General features: G+C 72.3%; 8 protein-coding genes. All 8 read right to left on the bottom strand.

The genetic code is table 11. The features are described 5' to 3' along the window. Positions 1-129: 129 nt before the first annotated feature. The 8 genes from SYYSPA8_RS37475 to SYYSPA8_RS37440 are packed head-to-tail and all read right to left on the bottom strand — an operon-like array spanning position 130 to position 13,488. Positions 130-1,803: a fibronectin type III domain-containing protein gene (locus SYYSPA8_RS37475; RefSeq protein ID WP_323451898.1), complete on the bottom strand. Its 1,674-nt coding sequence runs from the start codon at positions 1,801-1,803 to the stop codon at positions 130-132. Between the two features lie 3 nt (positions 1,804-1,806). Next, positions 1,807-3,615, bottom strand: coding sequence for a hypothetical protein (locus SYYSPA8_RS37470; RefSeq protein ID WP_323451897.1), 1,809 nt, complete (start codon positions 3,613-3,615; stop codon positions 1,807-1,809). 2 nt (positions 3,616-3,617) lie between these two features. Next, entirely contained in the window at positions 3,618-5,408 is a 1,791-nt protein-coding gene (locus SYYSPA8_RS37465) for a PI-PLC domain-containing protein (protein WP_323451896.1), read from the bottom strand. A 1-nt stretch (position 5,409) separates the two neighbouring features. Then, the gene (locus SYYSPA8_RS37460; protein WP_323451895.1) at positions 5,410-7,248 is read right to left on the bottom strand and encodes a hypothetical protein; all 1,839 of its coding nucleotides are present in this window, start codon (positions 7,246-7,248) and stop codon (positions 5,410-5,412) included. A 1-nt stretch (position 7,249) separates the two neighbouring features. After that, on the bottom strand, positions 7,250-8,560 hold the full coding sequence (locus SYYSPA8_RS37455) for a hypothetical protein (RefSeq protein ID WP_323451894.1): 1,311 nt from the start codon (positions 8,558-8,560) through the stop codon (positions 7,250-7,252). Next, complete coding sequence (locus SYYSPA8_RS37450) at positions 8,560-8,787, bottom strand: hypothetical protein (RefSeq protein ID WP_323451893.1); 228 nt, start codon at positions 8,785-8,787, stop codon at positions 8,560-8,562. The genes SYYSPA8_RS37455 and SYYSPA8_RS37450 overlap by 1 nt, the downstream gene beginning before the upstream one ends. Position 8,788: 1 nt before the next feature. After that, a complete protein-coding gene (locus SYYSPA8_RS37445) occupies positions 8,789-10,207 on the bottom strand; it encodes a hypothetical protein (protein ID WP_323451892.1) in 1,419 nt (472 codons plus the stop codon). After that, positions 10,204-13,488, bottom strand: coding sequence for a phage tail protein (locus tag SYYSPA8_RS37440; protein WP_323451891.1), 3,285 nt, complete (start codon positions 13,486-13,488; stop codon positions 10,204-10,206). The genes SYYSPA8_RS37445 and SYYSPA8_RS37440 overlap by 4 nt, the downstream gene beginning before the upstream one ends. Between the last annotated feature and the right edge of the window lie 53 nt (positions 13,489-13,541).

Here is a 13,541-nt window from a genome sequence, read left to right as displayed (position 1 = left end):
GAAGGCAGGGTTACCTGACCATCCCCAAGTATTGCGAACCCTCTCGGGTCGATGACGTCCGAAGACACCTTCACCATAGCGGAGCGGCGCACCGTGTGTGCAGCGCCGGGGAAACTTTCCCGCCCGGCGCTACGGCGGGCCTTCGGGGACGACGTGCCCCGTCTTCTCTGTCCACGCCGACTCCCGGTGCTCATCGATCTCGGTCCGCACGCGGATCGTGTACGTCCCCGCAGGCATGTTCCGCAGCGAGATGCCCCCGGAGCCGCTGCACCCGAAGCGGCTCCGGGTCGGCTGCGAGTCCCCGTCCTTGGTCGCGGTCACGAGGTAGGCGGCGTCCGCGACTGGGTCGTTCCACCTGACGCGGATGTCCCAGCCGGTGATCCAGACGTTGGACGCGGTAAGTCCGGTGGGCTGCGGGGTCGCGCCGGCCGTCACCCACTCCACCGTCGCCGGGGCGGATTCCTGCCCGCCGCGCGTCGCGGTTACCTCGGCCCGGTAGGTGCCGTCCGGCTGCATCGGCAGCGTGATGAAGGTGTTCGTCGTCTCCACCGAGTCGATCAGGTTGCCGCCCCGGTACAGGCGGATCGTGTAGCCGGAGGCGCCCGGGTTGCCGTCCCAGTGAAGGTCGGCGACCTGCTGGTTGAAGTTGTCGACCACAAGGTTCTCGGGTGTCATCAGCGACGGGGCCTTGGTCGCGTACTCGCGGACCGCCGACCACGGCCCCAGGGTGTCGTCCTGCTTCTTCGGCGCCACCCGGAACTGGTACGTCAGGTCCGCGACCAGGCCCGTGACGGTGATCTCGCCGGTCTGCGGGTCCGTCTCCCACGGGCCTTCGAGCCGTTCCCACGGCGACTGCTCGTCCTCCCTCATCTCGACCACGAACCCGGCGATCAGCGCCCGGTAGTCGTCCGGGTAGCCCAGGTCCATCGTGATGCTCGTGGTCGTGGACGACGACTTCGCGCCCAGGTCCGGCGCCGGCAGCTCCCCGGCCGGGATCGTCACCGTCGTCGTGACGGGGTCGGACTCGCCGCCGTGGCCGATCGCCCGGATCCGGTACTCGTAGGCGACACCGACCTCCAGCGCGAGGATGTCGGTCCACGTACGGGCCTCCGGGCCGAGGTTGCGGTTCACCGTCCGCCACTGCGTCTCGCCGGACTTGCGGCGCTCCAGCCAGAAGTAGGCCAGGCGTTCCCCGGTGTGCTCCCACGACAGCTCGACGCGCCGTACGCCGTCCTCGGCGGCCGCGCGGAAGTTGGTGACCTGATCCGGCTCGGGGTGCGGCTCCGCCGGAGGGGTCCAGCGGACCTCGTTCGACGGAGCGGTCTCCGCCCCGTCGACCGTGCCGGTCACCGTGTACGCGTAGGTGGTGCCCGCGACGGCGCAGCCGTCCGTCGTCGTCGTCGCCGTCCCGGCGCTGAACGACCGGTACAGCCGGTACTCCGTGGACCCGTCCAGGGCGTCCCACGTGAGCGTCGCGGTGCCCTCGGTGGTGGACTCCAGGTCGAGGTTCAGCGGCCCGTCGGTCAGGTCGCACAGGTGCCCGTCCCGGCACTCCTGCGCGGTGACGGGGAACTTGTCCCGGGACTCGGGGTAGGTGACCGGCCACGCCGCCCGCGACTCCTCGAAGCTGATCGGGTACAGGTCCCGGCACTGTTCCTTCGTCGGGTCGGTCGGCGGGCACAGGCCGCCGTCCACGCACTCCTCCGTGGTGGCGGGGTACAGCCGGCGGCACTCCTGCCGGGTCGGGTCCGGGCACGGCCCGGGATCGTCCCCGCCGCAGCAGCGCCGCTTGTAGCAGGCCATCGGTCAGCTCCTCTCGAAGTTGCGGATGTCGACGTTGAGGGCGAGCGACGGAGTCCCGTTGCGCTGCCACTGGTTCACCCAGATCGACTGGCCGCGCACCGGGCTGAGGTCCGGGCCGGTGGCCGGGACGGTCGTGGACAGCTCGGTGACGTACTGGAACGTGGTGCCGGCCATCTGCCCGAACCGCACGCTGGTGGGGGTGACGATCGCGCGGAACCGCGCCCAGCCGTTCACCGGGGTCGCCGGGCAGTTCACGACCGCCGACGATGGGCCTGGCGGCTGCCCCTGGATGAGGCGGGTGATCTGCACCGTCGGTGTGATCGCCGGCGCCGGGGATGTCTGCCCGATCCGCCACCGCAGCAGGTAGCCGTCGTTGAGCGCCGGGTCGAGGGTCTGCGGCGGCACCATCCGGTCGCTGGTGAACGGCGCATCCGTCGGGGCGGCGATGATGAGCCCGACCTCGCTGTTGCCCCGGTTCACCGTCTCCGTGAGCCGCAGCTCCCACGTGAGCGTGTACTGCTCGGGGTCGGGCAGCGGCGGCACCCACCCCAGCAGGGTCGTCAGCGAGGTGTCGGTGGACTGCGGCCCGATCGTCAGGTTCCAGCCGCAGCCGTCGCGGATCTTCGCCCCCCGCACGCTGCGGAACCCCTGCCCGCGCAGCGACCGAGACGAGACCTGCCCGGCGGGGAGCGCCGGGTAGCACCAGGAGTCCCGGGACCGGCCGCACATCTTCCCGCACGCGTACGACGGGTCATCGGACACGACCCCGCGCATCCCCAGGTCCCGGGCCCGCTGGGCTTCGGACTGGAGCATCGGCCGCCACAGCAGGCACTGCAACCCGGCCTGGCCGACGTAGGGTTCGATCACCGAGTCCGCGAGCGCGGTGTGCAGGTACACCCACTTCACGCCCTCGGCCGCCAGTTCGGCCGGCGGATTCCACTCAGCCTGGGCCGGATCGTTGATCTGGATCCCGGTCTCGTACCCGGCGGTGCGGGCCTGGCCGAGGGCGGCCCGGTCGGCGTCCATCGTGGTCGCGCTGGAGTTCGCCGCGTTCAGGTGCACGATGACCCGGTCCCCGGCGCACTCGCGGTCCAGGAACTCGACCATGTCCGCCATCGCCCCCGCGTCGAAACTCTCCGGCGGGACTTCCACCGACAGGACGGTGTGCCCCCGGGCGGCGGCGACGTGTTCGGACAGGAAGTCCAGGCCGCAGGGCTGCACCGGCCAGCCGTATGCCGGGTCCGGGTCGAAGCGGACGTTCCGCAGCTCGGTCGAGGAGATGTCCCGCAGGGGCCCGGTCCACGACGGCGTTGGCTTCACGTAGTTCCCGTCGCCGATGTCCTCGTCGGGGCCGGTGACGAACACCCGGTCTGCGGTGCGGTACGAGCGGATCACCGACAGGTCCAGATCCATGCCGACGGCCAACTCCGTACTGCGGAGCACCGACAGCGGGGACACGTTGAGGCCCGCTCCGTACGCGCCGCCGCAGATCCACGCCGGGAGGGTGGAAACGCCCCGGTCGCACAGGCCGGTGACCTCGCTGACGCAGTCGCCGTACAGGCCCCCGTCCGTCGCGATCCGCGCCCGGTTGCCGAGGTCCCCGGACAGTTTCAAGCCCAGGCAGCCGTCCCGGTACTCCAGGCCCCGGCACACCCGCTCCGTTGTGCACTCGGTGACCACGCCACAGAAGTGCTCGTCGGCGATCAGCTCGATCCGGCGCGGGTCCTGCGCGGTCGCACGGCCGCTGATCGACAGGCCGCCGCCGGACACCATCCGGTCCGCTTCCTCACGGGCGCAGTTGCACGGGCTCATCCTCAGCTCCTCATCCAGTTCCGGTACGCCGAGGAAAACCGGGTCGTGGCCGTGGTCTGCCGGTACGTCCACACGTAGCCGCCCCGGTGCGGCGACGGATCCGCGACTCCGCCGGTCCCCAACACGACCTGGTACGTCACCGTGTTGCCGGTGTCGCTGACGCGCTGGTAGGTGATCGCCGTCGGGGTGACCAGGGCCCGGAAGCGGACCCACCGGCCAGCCGGGAGCTGGTTGGAAGCGCCGGTGCCGTTGCGGGTCACTGACGGCCCGGCGGCCGCGCCCCGGGTGAACTTCTCGATCCGCATCGCGATGTTCCCGGTCGCGGCGCCCTGCTCGTGGGTGAGGACGTAGCCCGAGTTCCGGCCGCTGCCGGACGTCGGCCCCGACGCCCCGGACGGGTCGTGCGGCCACACATCGTCCGGGGCGCAGATGATGAGCCCGGCCCGGTTCGACGCGGCCGTCGTCCCGAGCGGGTTCCACCACTGCCACCAGTCCAGCGTGTACGTCGTCGCCGTGATGGGGCTCGCCCAACCGAGGAGCATGGCGTCCGCGTTCGTGGCGGTCTCCTGGTCGGGGATCTTCCAGCCGCACGGGTCCGGTCCCGTCGGCAGCTTCGACGCCGACTCGCCCAGCTTCCCGGAGTACTGGTCCCGCGCGACGGTGTCCATGTTGATCTGCCCGGCCGGGACGGTGCCCGCGCACCACGGCGACGCGGTCCGGGCCTTGAGCCGGCCGCACACATAGCCCGGGTCGTCAGCCATCACCGCCCGCAGCCCCAGGCGCTGCGCGCGGGCGGCGTCCGACCGCAGCAGCGCCCGCGTCAGCACCACCTGGAGCCCTGCCGTCTTGTACGTCTCGAACACCGTGTCGGGCAGGCCGCGGTGGACGTACACCCAGGCGATGCCGTCGGCCGCCAGCTTCGCGGGGGTGTGCCGGTCGGCTTCCTCCTGCGTGGTGATGACCATCCCGGTCTCCACGCCGGACAGCCGCGCGTCCTGGAGGCGGGCCCGGTCCGCGTCGGTCGCCGCCCCGGTCAGGTGCAGCATGATGTTCCCGGCGCTGCACGCCCGCGTCACGGTGTCCACCAGGTCGCGCACGGTGCCGCTCTCCGGGTCGGACACCTCCGACGGGGCGAGCAGCGACAGCACCTGGCGGCCGCGGGTGAGGAACAGCACCTCGTCCAGGGTCGTCAGCCCGGACTGGATCGCGCACTCGCCGTACGAGGGGTCGTGCTGGATCGTGATCGACCGGATCTGTCCGAGCGTCACCCGCGACCAGCGGGTGTCGACCCGGGGAATGAGGGCGCCCGCGTTCGGGGTGGCGTAGGGGGCGACGATCCACGTTCCGTCGCACAGCCGGTAGGTGTCCGCCCACGACAGCGGCAGCCCCATCGCCACGCCCTGCGTGAACGATCCGAGGGTGGACACCGGCCCGTTCGCCCACCCGGCGCCCCATGTCCCCGTGCAGAACGTCGCCGGCGGGAGGGTGTCGGCGGTGTACCCGCACTCGGTGTTCGCCGGGCACGTCCCGTAGAGGCCGCCGTCCTCCTCGGCGATCCGGACGGCGTTTCCCGCGTCGCCGGAGATCCCGACCGCGATGCACTCGCCGGTGTGCTGGAGCCCTCGGCACAGCTGCCCCGAGATGCACTGCTCGACCAGTTCGGTGACGTGCGGGTCGGCGACGATCCGGATACGGCGCGGCCTCGTCGGGGTGCCGTCGCCGGTGACCTGGATCCCGGGCCCGGGGACGATGACGCCGCCGCTGCCGCCCTTGAAGCACCCGTAGCGCGCCACCTCAGCCCCCTTCGGGGATCGGGTTGATGGTCAGGTCCCGGAACGCGACGTCGACCGGCGTCCAGGACGCTGTCCCGAACCGGTTGAGCTTGTACAGGTGCAGGTAGCCGCCCCGGTAGGTCGAGTCCCGGATGTTGTCGATCCGGTTCACCCCGGCGATCTCCCCGTCTCTGTCGAGCTGCCAGAAACTGATCTCGCCGGGGGTGATCCGCAGCTTGAACCGGTACCAGTAGCCCGGGAACGGCGGGTACGAGATCGATCGGGTCTCCGCGAGCGGGGCGCCGGTCTCCGAGGGCAGCCGCCGCAGCTGAAGGCCATGGTTGGAGTGCAGGAACAGCGCGCTGTACCCGGTCGCCCCCGCGTCCAGGGCGCCGCCGTCGGACCGGGTCGGGCAGCGGTCGTCCAGCGCACCGAAGATCAGCCCCGTACCGCCTGTGCGCGCCGCCGTGGAGTTGAACCGGACCCGCCACACGATCTCGTAGCCCCGGCGCCACACGTCCAGGCCCGGGATGGGGCACGCCCACCCCAGCGTGATCGCCTGCCGGATCTTGGCGCGGTTCTCCGGCGCCTTGGAAAACTCCCAGCCGCACGGGCCCTTCAGCTCCGGCGGGTCGGTCGCCGGATCGTCGCTGTCGTCGTACCGGCCCCCCTGCCAGCCCGCGAAGCGGCCGTTGGCCTCCTCGTCACTGATCTGCCCCGTCGGCGGGGTGTCGTAGCACCACGGGTCCTTCTCCAGGCGGCACGGCGACGGATTGCACTGGTAGCGCATGTCGTCCGGGGAGAAGCCCCGGCAGCCGAGCCGCCGCGCCCGTTCCAGGTGGAAGCGGCGCGCGCTGTTCCACAGCACCGTCTCCAGCCCGGCCGCGACGAACGTGCTGACCGTGTCGTCGTCGGCCTGCACCGGCAGCCACGCCCACCGGCAGCCCGCACCCTGGACTTCGGCCGCTGTGCCGCCGGTGCCGCCGGCGAGCGCCCCGGTGTCGATCCCCGCTTCCTGGTAGGCGGCCAGCCGGGGCAGGACCGCGGGGGCGGTGCCGATGACGATGACCTGCCGCTCGCAGCAGCGGCGCCGCAGTTGCTCGATGAGGTACTGGTCCTCGGCCGCGTTGAGGACGGTGACGTTGAGGATCGCGACCGCCCGGCCCTGGGTGATGTTCAGGAACTCCTCCAGCGTCAGCGGCCCCGGCCACACCGTCGACGCGGGCTGCTGCAACGACCGCCAGCCCAGGCGGATGTTCCGCACCTGCGCGGCCGTGGTGTGCCGCCACTGGTAGCCGATCGCCGGCTCGAAGGGATACTCGTTGAGGGCCTGATTCGCGGCGACGAACGCGACCCGGTCGCAGGTGACGCCGACGTTCATGTAGATGCCGTCCGCCCCGGCGGCCATCCCGTGCAGGATGCTCGTGCGGTCGCCGTGGTACGGCAGGTTGCGGCCGGGGCCGAACAGCGGCATGCACGCGAAGTCCGGCAGCGAGTCGACGGTGCGCCCGCAACGGGCGTCGACCGGGTTCGGTTCGGCGCCGATCCACAGCCCGCCGTCGGTTCCGAGGCGGATCGTGTTCCCGGCCTTCTGCGACAGCTTCACCCCGAGGCAGCCCGCCTCGTCGTCGTAGACGAGGCCGTTCCCGGCGCACAGCGACGACCCGGCGGCGTCCTGCACGATCTCGCACATCTCCGGGTCGGCGACCACCGTGAGGATCCGCGGATTGGTCTGGGTGCCCGACCCGGCGACCGAGATCCCGGGGCCTCCGGTGAAGAGCCCCTGCCCGCCGCCGCACCCGCACCCGCCGGCCATCACACGCCGCCCGGTGTCGAAGACAATTTGTCTTCCGCCCGCCATGTCATGTCAGGTCGCTCCTCGGGACGAGTTCCATCCGGACCCGGGCGCCGTCGTCGGCGTCCGCCCCGGCGTACACCTCCACGCACATCGACCCGCCGCACTCCAGGGCCGGCCAGGAGAACGCCCCGCCCCGGCGGCCGAACAGGTTCGGCGACGAGGTCGCCGAACCGTTCGGGGAGGGGCAGTCAACCCACGCCCGGCTCACCCTCCCGTCGAGGGTGAGAGTCGCGTTCGGCGGGAGGTAGGCGATCACCAGGTGCCCGCACGCGTTGCAGCTCCCCAGCTCCTGGCAGGGCACGTTGTTGGGGTTCGGGATGAACCGCACGGACAGGCGCCGCAGGGCCTTCGCACCGGTCTCCACGAACAGGACGGGCACCAGCTCCAGCCACTCCGTCACCTCGACCGGCGAGTACGCGAACCGCATCCGCCAGGCGTTGAACCGGCCGCGCGGATAGCACGGGTCGACAGGCACAGGCACCGTCGGCAGCGCGGGCAGCGGCGCGCATGTCGGGTCCCGCAGGCAGTCCGGGATCTTCGGGCAGTCGTCGGCGTCCGGGTCGTAGTTCCGCACCAGCGTGCCCCGGGTGATGTAGTTCCACTCCTGCCCCCCGGCAGGGACCGGGGTGTGGAAGAACCACGGCCGGCCGGCGGCAAGCGTGATCGACACCTCCGACACCATCGGGTCGCCGCACAGGCCCGCGCTGTCCGTGCAGCCGGTCCCCGGGACGGTGTAGCGATCGTTCTCGTCCGGGCCGCCGACCAGGCCCACATCGAGGAGGTGCCGGATCTCCCGCTGCCCGACCTCGTCGTACGGCAGCGGGTCCGCGCACGGACAGCAGGTGAAGAAGCACAGCTCGTCCCCGGTGCACCCCGACCCGGCACAGGCCGTGCCCCGCAGGGTGGCCGCCAGCCAGGCCATGCCCCACGACAGCGCGCACTCGTCCGCGCCGACCAGGAGCAGCGTCAGGTTGATCTCGCGGTGGGTGCGGCGCAGCGCGCCGACGAAGCTGCCGTCGCCGATCCGCGGGATGACGGTCCGCTCGACCGGGTTGTTCGCCAGGCCCTGGAACTGGATGCCGATGATGCCGAGGAACCGGCCGGACTCGGGGACGGCCGGGTCGAACCAGGGGGCGTCGTCGCCAGCGGGGGTGCTGTAGCCCTGCCAGTCCGGGTCCGTGCCCCACAGCGCTTCTTCCAGGCTGGGGCACGGCTCGCAGTCGATCTCGACGCCGTACGCCGCCGCGTAGGCGCGGGCCCGCGCCGTGTTCACGATCTCCGTACACCCGTAGGACAGCCAGTCCGTGGACGCCATCACCCCACCGCCTCGTCCTCGTCGGGCGGCGTCCACGGCTCCTCGTGGGTCTCGTTCTCTTCCGGGTCGAGGACGACTTCGGTGACCGCGCCGTCGTCTTCGACCAGCAGCAGCAGATCGGAGCCCGCGCTGATGTCGGTGCGGGTGGTGGCCAGCCGCGCGAGGAGGGCGGCGAGCTGGTCGCCGGCGCCGCCGGCCACGGAGGTGCCGGGCAGGGGAACGGGCATCTCAGGGTCCCTCCGTGATCGTCTCGGTCAGCGGAGTGAGGCTGATACCGATGGACTCGCCGCCCTGGCCGCCCCACTGCGCGCGGACCTGGGTGAGCTTCATGGCCTGGGTGACCTCGCGGCAGAACCCGATCGCGGCGACATCGACCCGTTCCCCGGGCACGAGGGCGTCCACGGTCAGCGGAGCGTCCGGCGACAGGCGGGCGTTGCTCTGGACGGTGATCACCGTGGGTACCGGCCACCGGCCGCGCAGCGTCTTGGTGGCGAGCTGCCGCAGCGCGAGCGCGGTCAGTACCTTCTCCCACTCCTTGATCCGGTCGTCGGACTCCTTGCGCTCCTTCGCCTCCAGGCGCCGCAGGACGGCGATCTGCTCGTCGCGCTGCCGGCGGCGGGCCTCGGCCTGCTTCCGCTCGGTGGGGGTGTTGGGGCCTTCGAGGATGCGGTTCAGGTCGGCTTGGGCGTCCTGCCGGATCGCTTTCTCGCGCTGGTCGTACTTCTTCTCGATGGCGTCCCGGCGGCGCTGCTGCTGCGCCGGGGACTCGGCCTCGACGCGGGGGTTGTGCCGCACGAGCATGTCCAGGCGGCCGCAGGAGCGGCGCGCGCGCTCCCCCCGGGGCAGCGACACGGACACCGTCACCCCAGGATCGGTGTCGGTCTGCGATGTCGCGAAGACGCTGGTGGCCGCGTCCTCGCCGTCCTTGATGACGCTGATCCCGCCGGGCAGGTGCTCGGGGACGAGCCGCGCCCGCGCCCGGTCCTTCGTCTCCGTCTTCTCCGGCCGGATCAGCATCCGCCGCCCGAGCGCGGTCCACTCGAAGCCCTGGTCCGCGAGTTCCTGCACGATCGTCAGGACGGTGTCCGTCCAGATCGACCCGGCGCGGTTCAGCCGGTAGACCACCCCGGCGTTCACCCGCGACAGGTACGCCAGCATGCGGGGCCAGTCCGTCGTGGGGTGCGCCAGCGTGGTCCAGTTCAGATTCCCGGTGATGACGTCCTGGGAGATCAGCGCGATGTCCCGGCCCTTGGGGTAGTTCGTGGCCCTCGTGTTCACCAGCCGGGCCAGCCAGGCGGTGATGTCGCGGGCGTCCACGGTGATCGCGGCCTCTTCCTCTGTGACCCGCAGCACCGGGCCCTGCCACACCAAGTCCTCGTCCCGGTACACCGACAGCTCATGGCACCACGGCTCGACGGTGCCCAGCACGGCGCAGCACTCGCGCGCCAGGTGCTGCTTCGCCAGGACGATCCGCCCGGTCGACGTTCCGTTCAGGCGGCGCTCCCACTGCACCTCGATGAGGCTGTCCGCGAGGACGGCGGCGGGGATGTACACGCGGTCGCCGCCCCGCAGGTGGATGGCGGCCTGGTACTGGCGGGCGCAGCCGAGCAGGTTCTCGGGGGCCGGGGGCGCGGGCAGATTCGTCACAGGGCCGTCCCCAGGCGCCGCACGATCCCGGAGGCGAAGGCGTCGGCGACCGCGCGGGGGTCGCTGGCGGCGGAGTGCTGGTGGATCGTCATCGGCGCGTTCACGGTGGTGCCCCGGACGCGGTCGATGATGTCGATGAGGCCGGATTCGCGGGCGAGCTGGGCGGCCCGGTAGGGCCGGGTCAGCGGGATGACGACCTCCCGGCCGGCTTCGCCGATCAGGGCGTTGGTGCGCCGGTCGACCAGGCCGCCGTGGGCGAAGGGCAGCACATCGCGCACGGGGCCCGGCAGCCCGGACTTGATCTTGCTGACGATCTGGCCGCCGATGTCGCCCAGGGACGCCACGATCCGCGACCCGAGACCGGAGAACGCGCTGACGATGCCGCTGACCAGCGAGTTCACCGCCCCCACGGCCCGGGAGCGGGCGGACTCGAAGACACCGGCGATCGTGCCGGGGATCGCGGCCAGCGCGGACCCGATGCGGCCGGGCAGGGCGGCGAAGAAGCCGACGGCGGTCCCGGTCCACGAGCTGATCGCCGAGTTCGCGGAGGAGAACGCGCGGGAGAACACGCCGACGATCACGCTGCCGAGGGAGCCGAGCGCGGACCCGATCCGGCCCGGCAGGGCGGCGAAGAACGCCACCGTTCGCGAGAACGCGCCGGACAGCCACGACGTGAGCGCACCCCACGCACTGGTGAACGCGCCGACGATCACGGAGCCGAGGGAGGCGAGCGCCGAGCCGATCCGGCCCGGCAGCTCGGTGAACACGAACACGATCCCGGCGACGGCGGTGATCAGCGCGATCACCGTCGCGGCGACCGCGCTGGTGAACAGGTCGACCAGGGTGGCCGGGAGCTGGGCCAGCGCTTCCATGATCCGGCCGGGCAGGGCGGCGAAGAATCCGATGACGGTCTCCAGCCCGGCGGATACGGCTTCCTGGATCCCGGCCCACAGGTCGGTGAAGAACTGGCCGATCGTGCCCGGCAGGTCGGCGAGCGCCGTGAGGACGGCGGGCCCGAACTCGGTGAAGAAGCCGATGACGCCGCTGATCGCCGACGAGGCGGTGTCGAGGAGGCCGGTCAGGGCGTCGCCGAGGGAGGCGACGATGTCGATGACGGCCTGGAGCACCGGGACGACGACCTCGGCGGACACGAAGCCGACGATCGCGGCGACGAGCTGGAGCACCGGGCCGATCAGCGGCACGATCTGCGCCAGCAGGTTCGCGAACGCGGTCACCAGGACCGTCACGATCGTCACCAGCTGCGGCAGAAGCGGCAGCAGCGGAGCAATCGCGGCCGTTGCCAGCTCGACCAGCTCGGGAATCAGCGGCGCCGCCGCTGCGGCGAGCTGCACGAACGCGGGCACCAGCCCTTCGATCAGCTGCGGCACCAGCTCCAGGATCGGCGGCAGCAGCGTCGAGATCGCCTGGGCGAGGCTTTCCCCCAGCGCCGACAGGACCGGCCGGACCGCCTCGGCGATCTGCCGGAAGGCATCGGCCAGCGGCGGCAGCACCGGCATCAGCGCGCCGGCGATGGCCTCGATGATCGGCCCGAAGAGCGCCGCCAGGTTCTCCAGGACGGGCCCCAGGACCTGGCCGGCGGCGGCCGCCAGCTCTCCGAGCAGCGGCAGGAGCGGCGCCAGCGCCGTGAGGACCGCGCTGATCCCTTCGCCCAGCGCGGTCAGGGCCCCGGACGACGCGAGCACGTCGAACGCGCCGGCCAGCGCCGCCCCGACGGCCTGAAGCCCGGGGGCGATGGCGGCAATCGCGGGGCCGAGGGCGTTGATCAGCCCGGTCAGCGCCGGGCCCAGGGCCTCGAAAACGGGGGCCAACGCCGGGGCGATGGCCCCGATCTGGACGACCAGGGCCTGAAGGATCGGGCCGAGCTGGGCCGCGATCGTGGTCAGGGTCGCGAACAGGTTCCCGATCGCCTCCTGGCCCCCGGCGCTGTTGACGAACTCGCGGAACTGGGCGGTGATCCGCTCCAGGTTCGCCAGCAGCCCGCCGCCGCCCGCGCTCGCCGCGCTCAAGACACCGCGCAGGGCCGCGCCGACGTTCCCGAGGATGTCCCCCAGTTGGCGGAACGTTTCTGCTGCGGCGCGGACCCAGCCGACGGCCCGCCCGGAGGCGGCTGCGGTGGACAGGAACTCCCCGAGTCGGGTTCCTACGTCGCCGATCCACGCCCCGACCTGGGGGCCGAACGCCTGGGCGACGGCGGCCGCGATGTCGAGGAAGCCCCGGGCGAGCGGCGCCACGGCGGCCTGAAGGCCGCTGGCGGCCTGCTCGGTGCCGGTGATGATGCCCCGCAGCGACGTGAACGCCTCGCTGCTGGACAGGAACCGCAGGCCCTCGTTCGCCGCCAGACCGAACTGGCGCGCGACATCCGCGAGGTTCGTCCGCAGCGGCAGCAGGTTCTGCGCGGCCGCCGTGATCTGCCCGGCGAACTGCTCGAAAAAAGCCTGCTGGACCCCCTGCTGCGCCTCCCGCAGCGCGGGGGCGAGCGCGCGGACCTCGCGGGCGGCGTCGGCGGCGGCCGGCGCCAGGTCCTCGATCGCCTTCTCGAACTCGGCGGCGGACCCGAACGCGGCCTGGAACGCCTCGCCAACCCCGAGGAGGGCCAGGCGCAGCGTGCCGGTGACGACCTGGATCCCGGCGATGACCGCGGGGAGCGCGGCGAGAGACCCGACGAGCGGGGCGAGGGCCGCGCCCAGCGCCACCACGCCCGTCGCGGCGCCGGCGGCGGCGATCCCGACCGCGCCGAACGCGAGGAGCCCGCCGAGGAGCCCGGCGACCCGGGAGACAACGTTGCCGAGGCCGCTGAAGCCCTGGGTGAGACGGCGGGTGACGTCGCCGGTGTCGACATCGGCGTTGACCCGGACATCGATCTCGGGCCGGCGGGCAGCCAGCTCAGCGTCGAAGACCGTCCAGTCCGGACGCAGGACCGCGACGACATCAACGGTGAACTCGGCCCCGTCGAGGGCGGCCTTGATCGACGCCAGGAGCGCGTCGCGGTCGACACCGACCGACAGCGTCAGCTCGCCGACCCGGCGGATCGCGGCCCGCAGCTCGTCCCGGAGGCCGGACGCCTCGACGGTGACGGGGACCTGGACGGGGCGCAGCCCGCGTACGGCGTTGCGGAGCTGCGTACGGAACCGGACGAGGTCCGCGTCGACGGGGACCCGGGCGTCCTGGCCCCGCAGTGCGTCGCTGACGCCCTGGCGTGCCGATTCGCGGAACCGTGAGGTGTCCGCGAGGATCAGCAGCTCGGTGGAGGCGATCGTCACCGGGAGGGCTCCTGGCTGTGGGCATGGCGCTGAAGCGCCCCGGCCCACCAGCC

Origin of the sequence: Streptomyces yaizuensis, assembly GCF_034961445.1 — a bacterium.
In the GTDB taxonomy this organism is placed as follows: Bacteria; Actinomycetota; Actinomycetes; order Streptomycetales; family Streptomycetaceae; genus Streptomyces; species Streptomyces yaizuensis.
This window is presented reverse-complemented; position numbering and strand designations above follow the sequence as displayed.